Origin of the sequence: Bifidobacterium anseris (genome assembly GCF_002860345.1) — a bacterium.
In the GTDB taxonomy this organism is placed as follows: domain Bacteria; phylum Actinomycetota; class Actinomycetes; order Actinomycetales; family Bifidobacteriaceae; genus Bifidobacterium; species Bifidobacterium anseris.
The window spans coordinates 273,521-295,881 of the sequence record NZ_NMYC01000005.1 but is presented as its reverse complement, the minus strand read 5'-3'; the positions used below and the strand labels follow the sequence as shown (position 1 = coordinate 295,881).

Genomic DNA, 22,361 nt, shown 5'->3' with positions numbered 1-22,361 from the left:
CTTGCAGATTCGCGCTTCTCCGATTTGCGACCGCCGTCGATCTGTGGTAGGCGATCTGCAATCGTCATCCCTTGATCGCCGCGCGCGCGTTCGCCGCCATCGCCGTGACGAGCTGCGCGCTCCATTTGCTCCAACCGACCTGCCCGGAGATCTGTTCGCCGGATGTCGCGCCGAGCGACGACATGTCCGCCTTCGTCAGGTCGAACAGCATGTCGAGCAGCACCGGGTCGCCCTCCACGCGCGCCGCGAGCTCCTCGCCGGCCTTCGGATCGTTGGGATTGCGCGACGTCGAGAACTCGGACAGGCTCAGGTGCTCGCGCACGAGCAGCGTCGCCATATGCACGATCCGCTCGTCGAAGCCCATCCGTTCGAGCACGGCGCGCGCATGCCGCTCGCCTTCGCGCGCATGGTCCGTGACGCGCGGCCGCTTGCCGATGTCGTGCAGCAGCCCGGCGAGCAGCAGCGCCGCGTAATGCTCGTCGTCGTACTGTCCTCGTTTGAGCTGCGACGTCACGGCGATCATATGACGGTCGATCGTGTAGCGGTGCGCCGCCGATGCGCTCGGCCGGTTGCGGATCGCCGCCCATTCGGGCATCCAACGGTTCGGGATGCCGACGAAATCAAGCTCTTCCCAGACGTCGAGCAGATGTTCGCCGCTCGCGAGCAGACGGACGAAGGCGGCGCGCGAATCATCGTCCCAATCGGCGTAGCGAATCGGCGATTTCGCGAGGTTCGCCAATGTCGACGTGTTGATCGACAGTCCACCTTCGGCGGCGGCCGCGGCCACGCGCAGCGGCAGGCCGCCGTCCTTCGCCGCGTCGACGCCGGGCGCAAGCACGACCTCCTGTTCGTGCAGCGCGACGCCGGGCGCGAGCAGCTCGAACTTCGGCGCCTCGCGCTTGCCGCCGGCGCGCGGATGCATGATCTGGAAGAACGAGAATCGCGGTCGTTCATGCACGAGCGTGTGTTCGGCGCGCGCGGCCGTCGCGTCGAGCGAGAATGCGATCGCGCGGCCGAGCCGGGCGATCAGTGTGAGCAGATCGTCGATCGATGTCGCTGCGCGCTCGTCCTCGGGCAGTGTCGGATCGGCAAGGCCGAGCATCGCCGCGACCGGCGCCTGATACGGCGTCAGCAGCAGATTCGTGTCACGATGCGCGGCCAGATGGATGCAGTCGCGTACGTCGAGCAATCGTTCGACGGCGGCGTCGTAGCGGCCGTGCGGACGGTCGGCGAGCCACGACGCTGACAGCGCCGCCGTGAGCACGACGTCGCGCAGGCCGCCGCGCGACTCCTTGACATCGGGTTGGTTGACATACGGCAGGCGGCCGAAACGTTCGAGCCGCGTCCGTGCCGAGTCGAGCAGCTCCGGCAGCCGCTTGCGCGCGGCCTTGCGCCATCGTTCGAGGATCGACACGGCGGTGCCTTCGATCAGTGCGATGTCGCCGGCGATGGGTCTCACGTCGAGCCAGCCCATCGCCGCCGGCAGGTCGGCGTCGGTCACCGATTCGCATTGCACGCGTGTGCGCACCGAATGGTCGAGGTCAATGCCGCTGTCCCACAGCGGATACCACAGTCGGTTCGCGAATTCGTTGAGCTGTGCGCCGTCGAGCGCCTTGCCGTCGTGGATGAGCACGAGGTCGAGGTCGGAGCACGGCCCGAGCTGCCCGCGCGCGAGCGAGCCGACGGCGGCGAGACCGATGCCGTCGGACGGCACGGCGAAGGGCACGTCGTCGCACGCTTGTTGCCACAGCCGCGCAAGCGCGTCCATCGCGAGCACCGTGCGCGCCTCGCGTTTCGCCGCGCCGCCGCGCAGCACGCCGTCCGTGTCGGGTGCGCTCAGCGCGAGCATGCGTTCCTTGAGATCGTCGACCGCCGTCGTCATCGTCGTCTTCTCCTGACTGCGTCGCGTGGGCGCCGCTCAATCGAGGACGGCCTCCGCGCACGTCGTGCAGCGGAGGCCGTCAGGGTGTCACATGGGTTTGTCTGTCGGAGGTCAGATGGCCGCCGATCCCGTTTCGCCGGTGCGTACGCGGGCGACCATGTCGAGCGGGGCGACCCAGACCTTGCCGTCGCCGATCGTGCCGGAGCCGGCGGACTTGATGATGACGTCGACGAGCGTTTCGGCGTCGGCGTCGTCGCACAGGACTTCGACGCGGACCTTCGGGATCAGGTCGACCGTGTATTCGGCGCCGCGGTAAATCTCGGTGTGGCCGCGCTGACGGCCGTAGCCGTTCGCCTCGGAGACGGTCAGGCCGTGCACGCCGGCGGCCGCGAGGGCCTCCTTGACGTCGTCGAGCTTGAAGGGCTGGATGATTGCGGTGATGAGTTTCATGCTCACATCTCCTTGATGACGGAGCTGGCGGTGCCAGCGAAATCGTATGCGCGTTCGCCCTGGTCGGCCAGATCGATGCCGCCGACCTCCTGGGCCTGGGTCACACGCCAGCCGACGGTCTTCTCAAGGCCGAAGGCGATGATCGTCGTGATGACCGCGCAGAAGGCCATCGCGATGAGGGCGATGACGATCTGCACGACGAGCTGACGCCAGTCGCCGCCGCAGAACAGGCCGGTGTCCTGCATGAAGAAGCCGAGCGCGACGGTGCCGATGAGGCCGCCGACGCCGTGGACGCCGACGACGTCGAGCGAGTCGTCATAGCCGAGCTTGTACTTGAGCGAGCAGGCGAGGCAGGTCACGATGCCGGCGATCGCGCCGAGCACGATCGACCAGATCGGGGAGACGACATCCGCGGCCGGAGTGATCGCGACGAGGCCAGCGACGATGCCCGAAGCAGCGCCGATCGCCGTGTAGTGGCCGGTGCGGATCTTCTCGGTGAAGCCCCAGGCGAGCATCGCGGCGCCAGCGGCGAGCGACGTGGAGACCCAAGCGTAGCCGGCGGTGCCGTTCGCAGCGAAGGCGGAGCCGGCGTTGAAGCCGAACCAGCCGAACCACAGCAGGAATGCGCCGAGCATGACGAAGGGGACGTTGTGCGGACGCATCGGCTCGGTGCCGAAGCCCTTGCGCTTGCCGATGATCAGGACGATGATCAGCGCCGCGACCGCAGCGTTGATGTGGACGACGGTGCCGCCTGCGAAGTCGTGCGCGGCCGCGCCGATCGCCTGCGAAATCGGGCCGTCGGCGGACAGCAGGCCACCGTTCCAGACCATGTGCGCCATCGGCGCGTAGTCGAAGGTGATCCACAGCGCGACGAAGATCATCCACGTGCTGTACTTGACGCGTTCGGCAATCGCGCCGCAAATGAGCGCGACGGTGATCATCGCGAAAGCGGCCTGGAAGCCGACGTCGACAGAAGCCGGATAGTTGTTGCCGTTCATGCTCGCTGACGTGAAGACGCCGTCCTGCGCGACCATCGTGTCACGCAGCAGGAAACCGGTTGCCGGATCGCCGAAGACGCCGCCGATCGAATGGCCGGCGTAGGCGATCGACCAACCCCACAGACCCCAGATGATGATCGTGACGGACAGTGCCGCCGCTTCCATCATCATCATGTTGAGCACGGCCTTGGCGCGGACCATGCCACCGTAGAAGAATGCAACACCGGGTGTCATAAGGAACACCAAGCACGCGCTCGTAAGTATCCACGCGGCATTACCGGAATCAAGCTGTCCCATACGGCCACCTCCCTCTCATATGTCTTGTTCTTGCTTGTCCGCCGGGGATCCGGCGGGCGACTCTCTTTCGATTGCAGTTCCGTAGTGGAACTCACAAGCCATATGGAACGCCCCGAGGATGTTGAGCATGTTTCGACGCGTTACGAAAGTGTAAAACGCCGAACATGACGAAACGGGACGCCAACCATGCGGTTTGCGTCCCGTTTCGTTGTGTTGCGCGGCGCCTGTCGCGCTGCGGCGCATTATTCGCCGAGGATGCCGTCGACGAAAGATTCCGGGTCGAAGGGGGCCAGATCGTCGGGGCCTTCGCCGACGCCGACGAGCTTGACCGGCACGCCGAGCGCCTTCTGCACCGAAATGACGATGCCGCCCTTCGCCGAACCGTCGAGCTTCGTGAGCACGACGCCCGTGATGCCGATCGCCTCGGCGAAGACCTTCGCCTGCGTCATGCCGTTCTGTCCGGTCGTCGCATCGAGCACGAGCAGCACTTCGGCCACCGGCAGGTTCTTCTCGGTGACGCGGCGGATCTTGCCGAGCTCGTCCATCAGGTTCGCCTTGTTCTGCAGACGGCCGGCCGTATCGATGATGAGCACGTCCATGCCGGTCTCCTTCGCCTTCGCCGAGGCTTCGAAGGCGACCGACGCCGGATCGGCGCCGTCCTTGTCCGAACGCACGACCGGGACGCCGACCTTCGCGCCCCACGTCTCGAGCTGGTCCGCGGCGGCCGCACGGAAGGTGTCCGCTGCGCCGAGCATGACCTTCTTGTCCTCGGAGACGAACAGACGCGCGAGCTTGCCGGTCGTCGTCGTCTTGCCGGTGCCGTTGACGCCGACCATGATGATGACGCTCGGCGTGCTCGCGACCGGTTTCTCCGCTTCGAGGCGGCGGTCGACGTCGGTGCCGACGAGGTTGAGCAGTTCGGCGCGCAGGGCCGCGCGCAGCTGCGTCGCGTCGCTTTCGCCGGTCACGCGCGCGTCGCGGCGCAGCTGTTCGACGAGTTCCTCGCTCGCCTCGGCGCCGACGTCGGCGAGCAGCAGCGTGTCCTCGACATCCTCCCAATCGGCTTCGGACAGATGATCCTTCGCGAGAATGTTGAACAGCGCCTTGCCGAAGGGGTTGCTCGACTTGGAAAGCCGTTCGCGCAGCCGCTGCAGACGCCCTTTCTTGCCGACCGGCTTTTCGGGCTTCTCCTCGAGTGGCGCAGGCTCCTCCTCGACGATCGTCTCGTCGACGACGGCCGGCTCGGCCTCCTCATGCTCGACCGTCTCCTCAGTGACCGGTTCCTCGGCTTCCTGCGCCGCCGGTTCTTCGGTGACCGTCTCTTCGGCGACCGTTTCCTCAACGGCCGGCTTTTCGGCGACCGTTTCTTCGGTGATCGATTCCTCGGCTGCCGGTTCCTCGGTGATGGTCTCCTCAGTGACCGTTTCCTCAATAGCCGGCGTCGTTTCGACTGCGGCCGCCGGCTTTTCGTCGGCGGATTCCTCCGCTTCCGGGGTCTTCCTCGGCTGCGGATGCTCGGCGGCCGGCTTGGCGGCGGACTTGCGCGCCGCCTGCTCGCGTTCGGCGGCGAGGCGGGCGTCGGCTCTCGCCTTGGCTTCCTCCTGCGCCTTGTTGATTCTCTTCTTGCGTGACCGATCGGCCCAGATGCCGCCCACGATGAACAGCACGGCGATGACCACGACGGCGATGATGCCGTACACGGTGTTCGTATCCATGGCTTCAGCCTAAAAAACTCAACGGACACGGCCAATCAAGAGGACGTGAAAGAATACGCGGTATGGCAAACGCTTCCAGAATGTCGTCGTATCAGCGTCGTGAACAGCTCATCCGCATCGGCCGTTCACTGTTCGCGTCCAAGGGTTTCGAGGCGGTCAGCGTCGAGGAGATCGCCGCGACCGCCAAAGTCAGCAAACCGATTGTCTATGAGCATTTCGGCGGCAAGGAGGGACTGTACGCCGTCGTCGTCGACCGTGAGATGCGCGCGCTCAACGACTCGCTGTTCCAGGCGCTGTCTGGAGAGAACGCCCACCCGCGCCAGATCGTCGAACGCACGACGCTCGCATTGCTCACCTACATCGAGGAGAATGCGGAAGGCTTCCAGGTACTCGTGCGCGATTCGCCGACGACCGATCCGACGAGTTCGTTCTCGTCGCTGCTCGGCGACGTCTCGACGCGCGTCGGCGAAATCCTCGAGGAATGGTTCAAGCGGCAGAAGCTGCCGGCGAAGCATGCGCCGTACTATGCGCAGATGCTCGTGGGCATGACCGTCTACACCGGCCAATACTGGGCCGATCAGCGCAAACTCAGCAAGGAGCAGCTCGCCGCGCTCATCGTGAACCTCGCATGGAACGGCCTGTCGCGCATGGAAGCGAAGCCGGAGCTGCGCTTCGAAAGTGGCAAGGCGCGCAAGGACAAAGACAAAGTCGACAAAGACAAAGTCGACAAAGACAAAGTCGACAAAGACAAAGTCGACAAAGACAAAGTCGACAAAGACAACAACGCCGGCGAGTCGTCGGCACCGCCGTCCAATGACGGCGCCGACGACGCAGTCACCGCATCCAGTGATCCGACATCCTGAACGCGTTGTGCATCAGGTTGCTTGACGTATACAGCACCTGATCGAGCAGCGTCTGCGTGCGTGCGCGCAGCCACGTCGCCATCGTCGCGTTCGCGTCGGCGAGCGCGATGTGCACGGCCGCGCGCCCTTCGACTGCGACGTCGTCGGCGAGCGCATCCGCGTCCTCGGCGAGCGACGCATCGGTGTGTTCGACGAGGTTGAGGCCGTAGGAGAGCACGTCTTCGATGTACTGTTCGATTTCGCCGTTCGTGTCGAACCAGTGCGCGTCGGCGATGACGGCGATGATGCGGTTCATCCAGTACAGCGAATCGGTCGACGCATGCTCCGGCTCGGTGTCGCGCAGGAACGGCGGCGTATCGAGCACATTCGCGTAGAACGGCGCGGGCGACGTGAACGCGCCGCAGCCGTAGGAGATCCACATGAGCGCACGGTTCGCCTCGGGCACATACGGGCGGATCTGCATGCACACCATGTGGCCGGTGCGGTTGACGCCGATCGGACGGTAACGATGGCGGCTTTCCGGCGTGCCGGTCGTGCCGTAGGGGTCGTAGGGCGTGCCTTCGAAATGCGAACCCATCAGGAAGGCCACATCCTCGACGCTCACCTTGCGCTCGGGTTCGCGGCACCACGGCAGATTCTGCGAATCCGGCCGGTATTCGGCGTCCGGGCCGTCCCAGTCATGCGACAGGTTGAGATGGCGTTGCATGTACCATGCGCGCGGCGTGTTGTAGATCGCGTCCTTCGGCGTGGCCGTGCCGAAGGCGCCACGCACGTCGAAATGCGCGGGGCTGCTGTTCTCGGACGTCATCGCGCGGTTCAGATGATGGGCATCGATGAATTCGCGCAGATCGTCGCTGCACATGTTGTTGCGTCTCTCGCTCAGCGCGTCGTCGAAATCGAGGACGTCGATGCCGAGCTGGTTCGGCACCGCCGCATAGCAGTCGTCGGGCACGCGGCGCGCGATCCAATGATGGCCGCCGATCGTCTCGACATACCAGATCTCGTCCACATCGCTGATGATGATGCCGTTCGATTCGTAGGTGCCGTACTGCTCGAGCAGTGAGCCGAGGCGTTCGACGCCCTCGCGCGCCGTCGTGACGTACGGCAACACGAGTGTGATGACGTCCTCCTCGCCAAAGCCGCTGATCTGTTCGCCGCCGGCGTCCTTGTCTGCCTTGACATACGGGTCGGCGGCGAGGACGCGCGGATTGACGCTGATCGTCTCCGTCGCGCTCATCGCCACATTGTGCTCATTGACGCCCGCCTCGGCGAGGATGCCGCGGTTGTTGCGCACATTCGGCACGATGCTGTAGCGGCACGGGTCGTCGGGCAGTTCGATGCGGAAGGTTCCGGCCACGTTCGCGTAATCCCGCGGCTGGTCCTCGGGAGCCACGACGATGAAGCGCTTCGGGTCGTAGGTGCCGCTGCCCGAGTCGTCATTGCGCGCGATGATCGTGGATCCGTCGATGCTGGCTGATTTTCCGACTAACAGTGTGGTGCAAGACATGATGCCCATGCTAGTCGAACCGGCGATTTGCGAAATCAATCCGGCAATGTATAATTGCAGGTTGTTGCCCCTCTAGCTCAACGGTTAGAGCAGCGTCCTTTTAAGTCGTGGGTTGTGGGTTCGAATCCCACGGGGGGTACCGAGCAAGGCTCTGAACCATTGGAATCCCAACGATTCAGAGCCTTCACCATATCCGGTCGGCACCCGCCGCCCTCGGAAAGTAAGCATTTCGTCAGTGATTTAGCGATAAAACCCCTACAGCCCAGCCAACCCGCCCCAAACATCCATCGCGTCTCACCCATCGACGGCGCCAGCGCCCCATCGGCCCCGCTCATGCTCACCCATCATCATCTCGCCACCTGTCCCAGCCCCCGGCGCCGCATAGCTCGAGGTTTCCCTCAAACTATCGAGTTATGCGCCCAAGCTGCAATCCGACGCCGGCAGCCCCATGACGCCTATCGGCGCAACTGCACAACATCAACCATGACCCCAGTCCAACAGCACGCTTTTGCACACGAACCGCACACCAACGCACATCATGCCCCATTCGAAGCCGGACGTCCGCGCATATCTCGACACTTCCCGGAAACTATCGAGATATGCGCACAGCAGGCGACCGCACGCGCACACGCGCACACCCGTGCACTCACCACACCTCGTCAATGTCGCGAATCAGCCGCAGAATCAACGCCTTGATTTCGGGGATCTCCACGCGTTCCGGCGTCATCAGCCAGAAACGCACGCCCGAGATGAACGCACTCGCGATCATCTCAAGCACAAGCGCGCGGTTGACGGTCGACGGCCGCAGCCGCTGCTCGCGGGCGCCGTCGGTGAACAGCCGCTCCCAGAAGTGGTAGCCGAGCATGCGCTTCCATCGATCGACAAAACGCGCCGACGGCAACTCGACAAGCAGCAGTCGAAATTCATCCTCATGCCGGTGCAGCACACGCACGAAGGCGTCATAGGATTCGGTCGCCGACGCGCCGCCGCGCGCGAGCGCCCGCATCGCGTCGCCGGCGTCGCACAGCTCGGCGAGGATGCGCTGTTCGATGACGTCGAGCACGGCATCGACGTGCGCGTAGTTCTTGTAGAACGTGCTGCGCGCGACGAACGCGCGTTTCGCGAGCGCGCAGACGGTGATTTCGGCGGCACCTTTGCCGGTGTCGTGCATCCAGTCGACGAGCGCGCGTTCGATCTGCCGCCGCGCCGGCGTCTGCGTCGGCGGATGGGTCAGCTCGAGCACATCCGCATACGGATTCGTTTCCATCATCGCCGTCAGCATAGACGACGACGGTGGACACTTTCGTCGTTTTTGCAGCCCTCCCCTCGTCTGAACGCGCCGTCGACGCATTTGAATGGGTAGTCACTTGGGTCGTATGCGGCCCGCAGTTCGTCGAAAGGGTGCCCATGTCGAGTTCGTCGTCCGCCGCCATCACCGCCGCGCGTCCGAAAATCGGCGTCATCGACGTCGGCGGCGGCCTGCGCAGCGCGTACGGCGCCGGCGTGCTCGACTGGTGCCTCGACCACGATGTGCGTTTCGACTACGGGCTCGGCGTCTCCGCCGGCGCCGCCAACGTCACGTCGTATCTCGCCGGGCAGCGCGGGCGCGCCTTCCGTTTCTACGCGGACTACTCGTCGCGCCCCGCATACATGGGCGTCGGCAATCTGCTGCGCACCGGCTCGTTTCTCGGCCTCGACTACATCTACGGCACGTTGATGAACGCCAGCGGCGAGGATCCGCTCGATTACGACGCGTTGACGTGCGGCGGGGTGCCGTATCGCATCACCGTGACGAACGCGCTCAGCGGCACCCCCGAGTATTTCGGTCCGGAGCATATGCGGCAGGACGGCTACGACGCGCTCAAGGCCACCGCGTGCCTGCCCGTCATCGACCGCCCGTACGTCATCGACGGTGTCCCGTATTTCGATGGCACGATCAGCGATCCGATTCCGGTGCGACAGGCTTTCGCCGACGGCTGCGACAAAGTCGTCGTCATCCTCACGCGGCCACGCGACTTCCGGCGCAAGGCCTCGCACGACGCCGGCAGCTCGACGCTGCTGCGGCTGCGCTACCCGAAGGCGGCGCGCGCACTCGCCCACCGCGCGCCGTCCTACAACGAGGAGCTCGACCTCGTCGAGCGGCTCGCGCGCGCCGGCAAAGCCTGCATCGTCGCGCCGCAGTCGATCGACGGCATGAGCACGCTCACCCGCGACGCCGACGCGATCGGGCGTCTCTACCGGATGGGACTTGCGGACGGTGCGACAATCGCCGATTTTCTCGCCGCCTAAGGTGGGCGTCCGCGCGCATGCGCAGCGTGGAACAATGTGAAGAATCCGTGTTTTCAGTGGGCTTTCAGCGATTCCGAAGCCGTTTGCAATCCGGCGTCAAGCGATGTCCAATAATTATCGACTGAGATGGTTCCGTCAGCAAACGCGCGTTGCATGTGCACGCGCATCGAATCACATGAAGGACCATCATGACGAATCACGATCACGACATCCAGAACACCGCGACGAACGCGGACGAGACGCCGACGGTCGCGCAGCAGCCGGTCGATTCGACGAAGGCATACAACTACGATTTCACGCAGCGTCCGGCCACACCGATGTACACGGCGAGTCCGACGCCTCCGCAGAACGGCGCGACCACGCGCATCCATGACAAGCTGAGTGGCAAGATGACGGCGTTCATCGTCGGCATCAGCCTCGCCTGCGGTCTCGGCGCCGGCGTCGCTGGCAGCGCGATCACGAACGCGCTGCACGATTCCGGCCAGTCCGGGCGCCATATGGCACCGTTCGCGCACAGCACCGACGAGCAGCTCGAGCAACTGATGCCCGAAGACGGCGAAGGCGGCGAAGGCGGCGACATGGGCGGCCTGGATATGCGGGGCTTTGAAGGCGACCGCGGCATGCGCGGCAACCGTCAGCGTCTCGAGGGCCGTGACGGATCGGATTCGCGCGATTCCGACAAGTCCGACCGCAACGGCTCGGACGACTCCAGCGATTCCGATTCCAACTCCGAAAAGGAGAGCAGCTACGTGTGGTACGGTGACCTCCTCAACCTGTAAATCGCACCGCACTGCAAAAACTCACCACACTGCAAACCGCCCCAACGCCGCGCCCCGCCCGCGCGGCGTTCCCATCCCCGTGTTCTTCTTCAGCAAAAGCGTCCACCGAAGCGGCGTCGCACAATGGTAGGAAGCAGCCGCAGCCACGGCATCGACACGCAAACGCTACAGCATCCGTAGCGCTACGTACACCGTAGCGTATAAGGTTGCTGTCCGTATGACGGCCGCCGACGCGCTGCCGTCGCGACCCACACCATCAGAGCACCGAGGAACACGAGGAGCAGAGGCACCATGCGCAACATATGGTTCATTCTCGGCAGAGACCTCAAGCGTCTGCTGCGCGTGCCCACCGCCTGGGTCATCCTCTTTGGCCTGACCTTCATCCCCCCGCTGTACGCGTGGTTCAACATTGTCGGCTTCTGGAACCCCTACGGCAGCACAAGCGGCATCCGCGTCGCCGTCGCGAACGACGACCGCGGCGCGAACAGCGACCTTATGGGCAAGCTCAAGCTTGGCGACCAGATTGAGGACACGCTCAAAAAGAACCATCAGCTCGGCTGGGACTTCATGAGCCGCGCCGAGGCGATGGAATGCGTCGAATCCGCACGATGCTACGCGGCGATCGTCATCCCGTCCGATTTCAGCGAGCGCATCGCCGACGTGCTCACCGACACCGCGAACCGCCCGCAGATCGACTACTACGTCAACGAAAAGGCGAATCCGGTCGCACCGAAAATCACCGGCGTCGGCGCAACAACCGTCGACCGTCAGATCAACAACACCTTCGTCTCCACGGTCAGCGGCGTCATCGGCGGCATCGTCAACAAAACGAACACCAAGATCAAAGACGATTCCAACACGACGGTCGCGAAGACAACCGCACAGCTGAACAAGACGAAATCCAACCTCGAGGACGCGCGCGCGACCGTCGCGCAGCTGCGCGAAACGCTCGGCACGACGAAATCGAAGACGGCGGCGGCACGGCAGGCGCTCGACGGCGTCACGACGGCGTCGACGAACGCGAGCGACGGCCTGACGACGGCGAACGATCTGCTGACGAAATCACAAGGATCGATCAACACCTTCGCGGCGGACGCGTCGAATCAGCTCGACAAAGGCGGCAACCTGATGCTGCAGGCGACCGGGCGCGCGTCCACCGACGCGACGCGCGTCGCGAACGGCATCCTCACGGCGAGCGGCGCGACCGGCGCCGCCCTCAACAACATGACATCGGTGAACGAGGACACGGCGAAGATCCTCGACGACCTGAAGAATCTGCCGGACAATCCACTGTCCGAGCAGATCAACGAAATCGTGACGCTGCTCGAGCAAGAGAACAAGAAATCCGCGCAAACGCTCGCCTCGCTCACCGAACTCAACAAGTCGACGCAGCAGGCCGCGACGAACTCGCTGTCCACGATCGACCAATTCTCGACGACATCGACATCGACGATTGACTCGCTCGCCGGCGCGCGCACGACGATCAACACGACGGCGCTGCCACAGCTCAACGCCGGCCTGAGCTCGCTCGCCGGCACCAGTGGCGCACTCGCCGGCTCACTCAACGGTCAGGCGTCGCTGTCCGCGCAGGCCAAGCTCGTGCTCGACCAGATCGATGCGATCAGCGACGACGCCGATACGTCGCTCGCGAGCACGGACGGCCTGCTCAAGACCTTCATCGACCGTCTCGACACGACGGCGACTGATTTGGGAGCGCTCGCGAACACCGATCTGCTCGCACAGTTCACCGGCGTCGACGGCGACGTCGACGTCTCGCGCATCGCGAACTTCATGCTGTCGCCGACCGTGCTCAAAACGCATACGCTGTATCCGGTGGACACCTACGGATCGGCGATGGCGCCGCTGTTCACGAGTCTGGCGCTGTGGGTCGGCGCGTTCATGCTGATGGTGCTGATCCGCCTTGAAGTGGATCATGAAGGCCTCGAAGGACGCGATCCGAAGATGTGGCAGACCTATATGGCGCGTTTCCTGCTGCTCGCGTTAATCGCGGGGCTGCAGGGCATCGTCTGCGCGGTCGGCGATATCGCGATTGGCATACAGATGAAGAACGCGGCGCTGTTCATCCTCACCGCGTGGTTCACGTCGATCGTCTACGTCTCGATCGCGTACGCGCTGTCCGCGACCTTCATGCATGTGGGCAAGGCGCTCGTCGTCGCGCTCATCATGGTGCAGATCCCCGGCGCGTCCGGCCTGTACCCGATCGAGATGATGCCGACCTTCTACCGCGAGCTGTACCCGCTGTTCCCCTTCACCTATTCGATCGGCGCGTTCCGTGAGACGATAGGAGGCTTCTACGACGGCCACTGGGCGAAGGACATGCTGCTGCTCGCACTGTTCATGGCCCTGGCTTTCGCAATCGGTCTGGGGCTGCGTCCGCTCATGTCGAACTTCAACCATCTGTTCTCCCGTGAGCTCAACGAGGCGGACATGGTCAACAGCGAACGCGTCTACACGCCGACGCACAAATTCAGCCTCAGGCAGGCCGTCGCCGTCCTCGCGAATCAGGAAGGCTACCGCAAGCAGGTGGAGGCACGCGCCACGAAGTTCGCGCGCCTCTACCCGAAGCTGATGCGCGGCGCACTCGTCGCCGGTTTCGTCGTGCCAATCATCCTGTTCGTCACATTCTCGTTCACGAACGGCACGAAGCTCGTGGCGCTCGCGACGTGGATCGTCTGGATCCTGTGCATCATCATCTTCCTGATGGTCGTCGAATCGATCCGCAACAGCCTGCGCCGCGAAGCCGAACTCGGCACGCTCGACAAGGACGCGTTGCGCGCACTCGTGCTCAATCGCGGCATCATCACGCGTCCGTCGGCGCCGAAGTTCGCGCAGAGCTACGCGAAGGCCGCGAAAACACTCGCCGACGCCGATGACGAAGACGATGAGGAAGAAGAGGACGAGGACGACATGATCGACCTCGAGGACACGCTCGACCTCGATCTGCACGAGCTGCGCGAACGACTGACGAAGGGCATGCACGACCTGCGCCCGCACCACGGGCAGCATGAGGGGAGGCACTCGGCATGAAGATGGTAGGCAGGATCTTCATCGACGACGTGAAACGGCTGACAAGCAACATCGCGTCAATCATCATCGTCATCGGACTGACCGTCATCCCCGGCCTGTTCACATGGTTCAACGTGGCCGCCTGCTGGGACCCCTTCGCGAACACGAAGAACCTGCAGTTCGCAATCGCGAACGAGGACGAGGGATACAAGGGCGACCTGCTGCCGATGCGCATCAACATCGGCGACGAAGTCGTCAACACGCTGCGCGCGAACACACAGCTCGACTGGAACTTCACGAAGACGCGGCAGGAGGCGATCGACGGCACGAAGTCGGGCAAATACTACGCCGCCGTCATCATCCCGAAGGATTTCAGCAAGACGATGCTGACGTTCTTCTCAACCGATGCAGACCACGCGGTGCTCGACTACTACGACAACGAGAAACTCAACGCGCTCGCGCCGAAGGTCACCGGGCAGGGCGCCGACACGATCGCCGCGTCGATCAACGAGATGTTCGCGAAGACGATCACCGACACGGCGCTCAACGTCGCATCGTCGATGGTCGACATGCTCGACAAACCCGAGGCGAAGGATCGGCTGAGCAATTTCAATGCGCGGGTCGACGACCTGTCGTCGACGCTCAAGGACAGCGCGTCGATGCTGCGTTCGTACAGTCAGCTCACCGGTTCCGCGCAGACGTTGATGGCGAGTTCGAAGGATCTCGTCGCGCAGACGAAGTCGGGCGTGGACAACGCCGTCGGCGAACTGTCCGGCGCAAAACAGTCGGTCAACAATCTCTCGGGCGCGCTCGGCACGTCCACGGACGCGCTGCAGCAGGCGCTCGACACGAGCTCGGCGAGCATGGAATCGCTCGCCGGCAGCGTCGACACGTTGCTCGGCAGCGTCGACAATCAGGCGAACGCGTCGGCGGCCGCCATCACGAACCTGTCGGGCAACGTCGCCGCCGAGGCGAAGGACTATGCGACGACGCGCGACCGGCTGCAAGATCTGCTCGACAAGTCGTCGCTGCCGCAGGACGGCGCCGTGCGCGCGCACATCCAGTCGCTCATCGACCGTCTTGGCGACGCCTCGACGACGCTGACGCAGCTGTCGTCGCGACTCGACGCGGCCGCCGCCGACATCACCAACCATGTGAAGGTCAACGGCGAGACGCGGCAGTCGATCAAGGATCTCGTCACGCAGGCGAAATCGTCGGTGAGCGGCATCTCCACCGATTTCGACACGTCAATCAAGCCGGATCTGGAGAAGATGAGCACGGCCTTCGCGAACGCCTCCGGCAGCTTGGCGACGAGCGTGACGACGCTCAAGGACGCGCTCGGTGACCTCAACGGCTCGACGACGACGGCCGACGAGCAGATCACCAAAGTGCGTACGTTGCTCGACGACGCCGCCGGCGAACTCGACACGGCGTCCACGAAGCTTGCCGACTTCAGCGGACAGCTGACGAAGGCGCTCAATACCGGCGACATGGGCGTCGTCAAGCAGATGCTCGCCGGCAATTCGTCGAAACTGTCGAGCACGCTGTCCGCACCCGTCGAACTCAAGACGAAGGCGCTGTTCCCCGTGGAGAACTTCGGCACGTCGTTGACGCCGTTCTACACCTTCCTGCCGCTGTGGGTGGGCGCAATCCTGACGGCGGTGACGCTCAAGGTGAACCTGTCAAAGAAGCGGCAGCTCGCACTCGGCGATCCGAAGCCGTGGCAGCAGTTCCTCGGCCACTATTTCGTCTTCGGCATCATCGTGCTGATGCAGGCGACGTTCTCGCTCGCCGGCACGCTGCTGTTCCTGCGCGTGCAGACCGTGCACCCGTGGCTGTTCATGCTCGATGGCTGGTTCAGCGCGATCGTCTATTCATTCTTCACATACACGCTGATTGCGAGTTTCGGCAACGTCGGCAAGGCGATCGCCGTGCTGTTCCTCGTCATGCAGATCTCCGGTTCGGACGCCGCGTATCCGCTCGCGATCCTGCCGCAATTCCTGGGCGATGTCAGCCCGTGGCTGCCGGTCACCTACTCGACGGCCGCGCTGCGCAGCGCGATCGCCGGTATCTATCAGAACGATTATTGGATTGCGATGGGCAAGCTCGCGCTGTTCCTTGTGCCGCTGCTCATCATCGGTTTCGGGCTGCGGCGCGGCCTGACGCGGTTCAACCTGTGGTATGAGCGCAAAGTCGAAAGCACAAAGCTCATCAGCTGACGGCGGCACGGCCACGCGGCAACGGCAAGACAGAATCATCAAGACAGAATCAGGAAGAAGGTCATGAACGCAGCAGCACAGCCGGCCGACGGTGTCCGCATGCCGGCGCGACATGCCGAACGCCGCGAGCAGACGGACGTCAAGATCATGCGCGCGACGTTGGAGATCCTCATCGCGCAAGGCATCGGCGCCGTCACGATTGAGGCGGTCGCGCGCAAATCCGGCGTCGCGAAGACGACGATCTACCGCAGGTTCGCGAACAGCGACGACCTCATCCGGCATCTGGCGCACACAATCGCGCTGCCGATCGATCTGGACGGCATCGAGCCGGGACGCGCGGGTCTTCAGGCGGCGCTGCGGCGCATCGTCGATTGCTTTGACGAGAAGGTCGGGTTGACGGCCGTCGGCATCGTGCTGTCGTCGAGCAATGAACGGCTGCGCGAGGTCGCAGACAACGTCATCCGCCCCGTCTCCGCACGTTTCGCCGAGTTCCTCGCGCGCGGTGCAACGGACGGCGTCTTCCGCGGCGGTCTGGACGCGCCGTTCCTGTTCCGCACGGTGCTTGGCTCGATGCTCGCCTGCAAGGCGCTCGGCGCGCCCGGCAACGGCTCGCACAACGCCTGGGCCTCGCATATGACCGAACTGCTGTGGCCGTCGGTGAGCGCATGACGCCGGTCATTATTTTCAGCAACTTCACAGCATGTTCCAGCCTTGCTTCAAGATACCGGTGGTTATATTGAAGTCATCAGCCGCAAGGTTGACATAATCGAAAACCTTCTTTCTTCTCTTTCCTCTCTCTCAGAGGCCCGGCTTCTTCCCTTCGGCCGGGCCTCTTTCCTTTGTTTTGCACCGCCGTATTCGCGCGCCACGCACACCATTGTTCAGCGGCCGTTCATCGCCGCCGACGCCGGCCGAACCGCTGCGCGAGCCAGCAGCCGCCCAATGCGCCGCCGATGAACAACAGCACCGGCGCCATCGATGCGAGCGTCGCGAGCAGGTTCCCCACGCCCGCCGAGATTCCGCCGGTCACGCCACCGATGATGCCACCGATCGTGCCATCGTCGACGATGTTGTGGAAGTACCCGTAGAGCATCGGCGCCGTCGTGCCCGCGACCATCGCGAGCGCATACCACCACATTGCGCGTCGCGAGCGCTGCCGATACAGCAACGCGCCGCCTGCCGCCGGCGAAAGGATGAAGGAGCTCACGCCGCTCAACGGCGTGTACAGCGCGTCTGCATCGGGCATCAGCGGCACGCGTCCGACGAGCGCGATCGCCGCCGCGAACACGGCTGCCGACGTGACGGCCGTCCGATGCCGCCGGTAGAACCTTCTCACGCTGCGCCACGCACTCACGTCCATTCCTCGCTTTCACTCGCCCGAACATCTGTTCGATGCCTTCCTCATTATGCCCACCGTGTCGCCTGCGCGCAAATTCCGTCCGTGCCTGCGCCGTACCCTTGTGCCATGCAAGTTTGCGATTCCACGCCCCATGATTCCTTCCTGCGCCGCTACGGCTGGCAGATCGTCGGCATCCTCGCCGTCTGCAGCGCGACGGCCTTCGCAATCGCCGTGCTGCTCGCGCATGGCGATCCGCTGCCGATGGACACGGCGGTCTACACATGGCTGTCCGCGCATGTCATCTCGCCGTCGCTGACGCCCGCCGTCGTCGTGTTCACGCAGATGTCCGGCGTCGCGACGCTTATCGGACTCACTGCCGTCATTCTCGTCGCCGCCTGCGCGTTGCGGCGTTGGCGTATCGGCGTCGCGGCGGCAGTCAATCTCGCCGTCGAGGCGGCGCTCAACGAGATGCTCAAACGTATCGTCGCCCGTCCGCGGCCGCCGCTTGATCATCGTCTGATCGACGAGGTCGGTTTCAGCTTCCCTTCCGGTCATGCGATGGCGTCGACGGCATTCTACGGTTTCCTCATCTATCTCGTGTACCGCTATTGGCGGCGCGCGATCAAATGGGTTGCGATTGTGCTGCTCGCGCTTGTTCCGCCGATTGTCATGGCGACGCGCGTCTATCTGGGCGTCCATTATGCGAGCGACGTACTCGCCGGCTGCCTGTACTCGATCGCCTATCTGACGTTGTTGTCGATTCCGATAATGAAGCTCACGCTACTGCCGACCGATTCCGAGCATCGCTAATGGACGGCCGTTTCCACAGGCCGCCCGAATGGATTTCGTGGGTGCTCGGCATCGTCGCGCTGTTCGATCTTCTTCCGCTGCTCGTCACCGCGTTCTTCGTCGTCTGCGCCGCCGAAAACCACGTCTCCGACCTGCCGACTGATTGCGATCCCGACCATTGCCCGGTGACGCCCGAGCAGCACAGCCGCGATCTGACGATTCTGTGCGGCTCGGTCGTTTTCTGGCTCGCCACCGTCTATCTGATTTACCGACTGTTGCTCGCGTGCCTCGACGCACAGCGCCGCCGCAACGAACGTCTCATCGCGACTGCACTGTGCGTTGCGGGCATGGCGGCGATCTTGACGATTACTTACCGCACTCTCGGCTCCTGGGCGCAACACAACGACCTCATCACCGCCTATGTCGTCGCCGCGCTTATACTCGCCTGTTTCCCCGCCTACCTCGCCGTGCGCCACCAGTATTTCAGGTCCCTGCCATCGGATGTGCCCGAGCGCGCATGACCTGCATCGGCTGCGCGCCGCATCCGCAACGGCCACGCCACCCTTCTTCAACGCATAACTCGATAGTTCGCGGCAACTATCCGGTTATGCGTCGACGTCCTTAGCCATACACTCCCGCCATGTGCGATTGCGATTGCCTACGATTGATGATGTGCCCGATTCCCAATCCTCTGTGCGATTTTGTGATATCTCTGTCTCACGCTGCATCTCCCGGTCAGCGCGGCGCGCGCATGACTCGATAATTCATCCGAACAACCGAGTCATGCGCATCGGAGAAACCGGCTACGCTGTCGCGCGCCCGACTATTGTCAGGTGGCCAGCGGGGCTGTTGACACCGTCGTAGTGCACGCCAAATGCGACGGCCACGGCATCCACACCACGGATGCAATGCATGCCCCAAATGCCCTGCCACACGCCACGCACAATTCCGTTGCCGGAGAATCCTGTGGACATGTCGAATACGACGCTGGAGACCGGGCATCGTATACGCGCGTGCAGCAGACCGTATACCGTCATCCATCCAGTCCCACCGCTCTCTGGCACCCCGTCGAAGGCCGAGGTGGTCCCGTAGGCTTCGTTCAGCCATTACTGCACCATGAGGATAAATGGCTCATTCGCCGCAGAACCATCTCAACCATGTAGGGCAAGCATAATAGGTCGTAACCGGTAACGTCGAAATCGTCTCAACAGTGGCTCCCGAGACAGTTTCAGGAACAGCTGATGGCACAAGTAGCTGAGCAAGCACTAGCCCAACAAGGAACCGTTTCATACGACCACCGCCCATCTGTTTGACTTCCCGATAATCGGATAACCCTCATGATGGTATATGACATGAATGCTTATACCTAGCCGCCATACCCACTATGGGTATGGCCCCACATTCAACCAGGCGGCACCGTGGGCTCCTCGGGGCTGCTTGCGATCTCGAACCTGTCGCGCTACGGTGTTCCTAGGGAGGACTAGAGAGCATAAGGGAAGGGAACGGCTTTGCAATCACCAAACCAAAATGAAACTAACGATACTCGCACACCCGAATGCATCCTGCGTCTGATTTTCATCGAGAATGACCCCCTCGCCTTGAAATTGTTCACGCAACTATTCCATCTGCGAACACAGTCGACGAAAATTGAGCACGTTATATCTAGCGGAATTACCGCATTACAGAACCTCGAAATCTATGATCGGTTTGACGCAGTCGTCATGGATATGCATCTGGGTGACATTGAGGGGCCATCCGTAGCATGGCAAATTCGTCGCGCAAACGATACGACACCAATCATCGGCGTCACCTCTCTGCCACTCACGCACTACCTTAACGCTGCCCGACAAGCCGGAATGCAGGATTTGCAAGCAAAGAAGAATATCACAGACATCATCACATCAATCCAACGTATCTGCGCTGGTCGCATTCCGGAAGGCTTTGAGTCGCCGGAAGACGCTTTCCGACGATTGCAGCCGCAAAGAGACGCACCTACGCCGCTAACCCGTACCCAAACCATGATCATGAACTATATAGCTCAAGGGTATACCGATCAGCAGATAGCGGAGCACATGCACTGCACTCGAGAAACCGCGCGCAAGCATCGGCAGAACTGCTTAAAACGACTCGGCGCAAACAACACAGTGGAAGGAGTGCTTCAGTGGCAAAACATAAACCGGTTTTTCAAGCTCAACTAAGCGTAGGCCGCATTCGCAACCCACTCCATTGCGCACATCCGGGGTTGCTCATGATTCTTGTCACCGTATCCGCCGTGCTACTGTGGCAAACGTTCGTAATTCATCGCCCCACAATACCGTTAGGGATACTGGTACTTGCCCAAGTCATAGCATTCGGATGCACATACCGGTTCCCCCTACCCTCATTAATCACATTCGCCGTACTATCAATAACCGGGGATGCACTTTCCCCCATGTACAGCTCATATGCCCTATACAGTGTGCTCGCCGCAATCAGTCTATGGTCATATTTCACCAATGACCCAGCATCGGTCGGCGCTGCACTATTATTTTCAGTATATCAACTTGTATGGTCGACGAACACAGACACTGCGGCGACTCCACTGACGGCACTGCTTTTTCCAGCATGTTTATGCTAGCCGCTCTGCTCGGCGCAGCGTTGCGTCGATTCACCCATCACCTGCAACGGCAACGACAGGCAATAGCGCAGATGAGATTGCAGATGCTGAAATCCGCCGAAGAACTGCATGATGCCGTCTCTGGTACGCTCTCTAATGTTGATCTCATGCTGCAATACCGCAGCCACACTCTGCTCAGCGCTCCCACAACAGCAGACGTCGAACAAATACTGGAACTTGATGAAGATATTCGAACTCGACTCGACCAAGCGTCTCAAGATGTTGCTCAAATTGTGAACATGCTATTCGAACAATATGGCGAAACAGCAGACTCCCCTGCCAGCTAACCGACGCGGGCACCAATACGCCAACAGCTCCTTGCATACCCATATTGGGTACATCGCATATACATCGAGCCACTCCGCTTCTACCATGTGAACACATACACATATTCAACGTAGATGGAGTGAAGATGAAAATCATAGACGGATTCTAGTCGTAACTGCAACATGTTGTTGCAGTTACGACGGAACCTCCCGCTTGAGTTCGACGACGAATCTTCCGACCGCCGTACCGTCGAACGAACAACCTTTCGCCCTCACCTGACTCAACCAGTCAGAGACGCGCGAACTGACTTCTCAGCTTCATATCAATTTGACAAAATACATCTGGGAGTTTATCTAGCTTCGATATGTCTTTCAATGTCGAAAAGATATCGAAAGAAAGGATATAATCATGCGTCGTGTTATTAAGAGAATCGCAACTGTTAGCACTATTCTTGCACTATCGTTTGGGACAGCAGAAATCGCTATGGCTAAAACAATGTTCGGCAATAACGCCAACGGTGCCTCCACAGAAGAAGTGGCACAGCTAGTATATGTAGGCTGGTGTTGGAATCATCCCAGATCCGGCTACAGATATGCAGAGCACTGGTACTACCGACCGAATAAAGGGCAGATAGGATATCGTAAGGCAACTAATGGCGCTAAAAGTTCCCGTGTTTGGGATAGCCTGAGTTGGGGACCTGACGGACGCACCTACTTCCGTTGGAACCGTGGGTGATTCGGAGTTCAGGCACTAAGTCAAAAACCGCCAGAGATCCCGTAACCGTTATGCAACAGGTAGGGCACCATTGGGTTTTGGGGAGTAAACCATGAAATACTCCATCTATAGATTGCCGATGATGAAAACAAGCTTGTTTGAATTGGCTTGCTTGTATTTCGGCTGCTTCTTTTTCGCAGGATTTCTTCTGTATCTTCAGCGACTCGCCGAAAACGACGATTTCCTCAAAGACCACATGGCGCCCATTCTCGGGAACCAAACCAAGATCCTATTGTGTTTCTCCGTGATAGTGGTCATGTTCCACTATCAGTTCGTCGTCAATAGCAAGACGGAGGTTCGGTGCAGAATCATGGTTGGAGACCTCTTGTGGCGGATTCGCATCCGTTACATCGCGCAGTGCGTTGTGGCACTGGCCTGTTGTTTCACCTGCGCCGTCGCCATCCATGCGGCATTGAGATTCCAGATCATCCATTGCATACAACTGACCGGGGCGCTCATCGCATACATCCTTGCGAGCTCGATCTGTATTGGAATTCATAGGAATTGATT

18 protein-coding genes and 1 tRNA gene are annotated in these 22,361 nt (G+C 61.9%); 12 read left to right on the top strand and 7 right to left on the bottom strand.

Features of this window, described 5'->3' with window-relative positions; translation table 11 throughout:
* Positions 1–64 precede the first annotated feature (64 nt).
* The 4 genes from CGZ88_RS06390 to ftsY all read right to left on the bottom strand — a co-directional run bounded on the left by CGZ88_RS06390 (position 65) and on the right by ftsY (position 5,342).
* Positions 65–1,882, bottom strand: coding sequence for a [protein-PII] uridylyltransferase family protein (locus CGZ88_RS06390; protein WP_101671407.1), 1,818 nt, complete (start codon positions 1,880–1,882; stop codon positions 65–67).
* A 111-nt stretch (positions 1,883–1,993) separates the two neighbouring features.
* On the bottom strand, positions 1,994–2,332 hold the full coding sequence (locus CGZ88_RS06385) for a P-II family nitrogen regulator (RefSeq protein WP_024541425.1): 339 nt from the start codon (positions 2,330–2,332) through the stop codon (positions 1,994–1,996).
* 2 nt (positions 2,333–2,334) lie between these two features.
* Positions 2,335–3,627 carry an ammonium transporter gene (locus CGZ88_RS06380; RefSeq protein WP_101671406.1) on the bottom strand — a complete coding sequence of 431 codons (1,293 nt, stop codon included), beginning with the start codon at positions 3,625–3,627 and terminating at the stop codon, positions 2,335–2,337.
* A gap of 242 nt (positions 3,628–3,869) precedes the next feature.
* Positions 3,870–5,342 carry a signal recognition particle-docking protein FtsY gene (gene ftsY / locus CGZ88_RS06375; protein WP_101671405.1) on the bottom strand — a complete coding sequence of 491 codons (1,473 nt, stop codon included), beginning with the start codon at positions 5,340–5,342 and terminating at the stop codon, positions 3,870–3,872.
* Between the two features lie 62 nt (positions 5,343–5,404).
* Between ftsY and CGZ88_RS06370 the strand changes: the two genes are divergently transcribed.
* Complete coding sequence (locus tag CGZ88_RS06370) at positions 5,405–6,205, top strand: TetR/AcrR family transcriptional regulator (RefSeq protein ID WP_101671404.1); 801 nt, start codon at positions 5,405–5,407, stop codon at positions 6,203–6,205.
* Here the strand turns inward: CGZ88_RS06370 and CGZ88_RS06365 are convergent.
* Positions 6,177–7,712 carry a C69 family dipeptidase gene (locus CGZ88_RS06365; RefSeq protein ID WP_026644782.1) on the bottom strand — a complete coding sequence of 512 codons (1,536 nt, stop codon included), beginning with the start codon at positions 7,710–7,712 and terminating at the stop codon, positions 6,177–6,179. The genes CGZ88_RS06370 and CGZ88_RS06365 overlap by 29 nt on opposite strands.
* A 66-nt stretch (positions 7,713–7,778) precedes the next feature.
* Here CGZ88_RS06365 and CGZ88_RS06360 point away from each other — a divergent pair.
* Positions 7,779–7,851 (top strand) — tRNA-Lys (locus CGZ88_RS06360).
* Between the two features lie 507 nt (positions 7,852–8,358).
* Here the strand turns inward: CGZ88_RS06360 and CGZ88_RS06355 are convergent.
* Positions 8,359–8,982, bottom strand: coding sequence for a TetR/AcrR family transcriptional regulator (locus CGZ88_RS06355; RefSeq protein ID WP_243390095.1), 624 nt, complete (start codon positions 8,980–8,982; stop codon positions 8,359–8,361).
* 137 nt (positions 8,983–9,119) lie between these two features.
* Here CGZ88_RS06355 and CGZ88_RS06350 point away from each other — a divergent pair, with 137 nt between their 5' ends.
* The 5 genes from CGZ88_RS06350 to CGZ88_RS06330 all read left to right on the top strand — a co-directional run bounded on the left by CGZ88_RS06350 (position 9,120) and on the right by CGZ88_RS06330 (position 16,695).
* Positions 9,120–10,001, top strand: coding sequence for a patatin-like phospholipase family protein (locus CGZ88_RS06350; RefSeq protein WP_051198473.1), 882 nt, complete (start codon positions 9,120–9,122; stop codon positions 9,999–10,001).
* Between the two features lie 188 nt (positions 10,002–10,189).
* Positions 10,190–10,780 carry a hypothetical protein gene (locus CGZ88_RS06345; RefSeq protein ID WP_101671402.1) on the top strand — a complete coding sequence of 197 codons (591 nt, stop codon included), beginning with the start codon at positions 10,190–10,192 and terminating at the stop codon, positions 10,778–10,780.
* 291 nt (positions 10,781–11,071) lie between these two features.
* Positions 11,072–13,828 carry a YhgE/Pip domain-containing protein gene (locus CGZ88_RS06340; RefSeq protein WP_101671401.1) on the top strand — a complete coding sequence of 919 codons (2,757 nt, stop codon included), beginning with the start codon at positions 11,072–11,074 and terminating at the stop codon, positions 13,826–13,828.
* The gene (locus tag CGZ88_RS06335; RefSeq protein ID WP_101671400.1) at positions 13,825–16,026 is read left to right on the top strand and encodes a YhgE/Pip domain-containing protein; all 2,202 of its coding nucleotides are present in this window, start codon (positions 13,825–13,827) and stop codon (positions 16,024–16,026) included. The genes CGZ88_RS06340 and CGZ88_RS06335 overlap by 4 nt, the downstream gene beginning before the upstream one ends.
* Before the next feature lie 63 nt (positions 16,027–16,089).
* Positions 16,090–16,695: a TetR/AcrR family transcriptional regulator gene (locus CGZ88_RS06330; protein ID WP_051198475.1), complete on the top strand. Its 606-nt coding sequence runs from the start codon at positions 16,090–16,092 to the stop codon at positions 16,693–16,695.
* Positions 16,696–16,918: 223 nt separating this feature from the next.
* Here CGZ88_RS06330 and CGZ88_RS06325 read toward each other — a convergent pair whose 3' ends face one another.
* Entirely contained in the window at positions 16,919–17,380 is a 462-nt protein-coding gene (locus CGZ88_RS06325; protein WP_231371398.1) for a hypothetical protein, read from the bottom strand.
* Between the two features lie 111 nt (positions 17,381–17,491).
* On the opposite strand from CGZ88_RS06325, the gene CGZ88_RS06320 reads away from it, so the two are divergent.
* The 5 genes from CGZ88_RS06320 (at position 17,492) to CGZ88_RS06300 (ending at position 22,359) form a co-directional block, all read left to right on the top strand.
* Positions 17,492–18,175, top strand: a complete 684-nt coding sequence (locus CGZ88_RS06320) for a phosphatase PAP2 family protein (RefSeq protein WP_101671399.1) — start codon at positions 17,492–17,494, stop codon at positions 18,173–18,175.
* On the top strand, positions 18,175–18,675 hold the full coding sequence (locus CGZ88_RS06315) for a hypothetical protein (RefSeq protein WP_101671398.1): 501 nt from the start codon (positions 18,175–18,177) through the stop codon (positions 18,673–18,675). Before CGZ88_RS06320 ends, CGZ88_RS06315 begins: the two co-directional genes overlap by 1 nt.
* 987 nt (positions 18,676–19,662) lie before the next feature.
* Positions 19,663–20,352: a response regulator transcription factor gene (locus CGZ88_RS06310; RefSeq protein ID WP_101671397.1), complete on the top strand. Its 690-nt coding sequence runs from the start codon at positions 19,663–19,665 to the stop codon at positions 20,350–20,352.
* Positions 20,353–20,701: 349 nt separating this feature from the next.
* Complete coding sequence (locus CGZ88_RS08895; protein ID WP_133120913.1) at positions 20,702–21,097, top strand: hypothetical protein; 396 nt, start codon at positions 20,702–20,704, stop codon at positions 21,095–21,097.
* Between the two features lie 806 nt (positions 21,098–21,903).
* The gene (locus CGZ88_RS06300) at positions 21,904–22,359 is read left to right on the top strand and encodes a hypothetical protein (protein ID WP_101671395.1); all 456 of its coding nucleotides are present in this window, start codon (positions 21,904–21,906) and stop codon (positions 22,357–22,359) included.
* Positions 22,360–22,361: the final 2 nt, after the last annotated feature.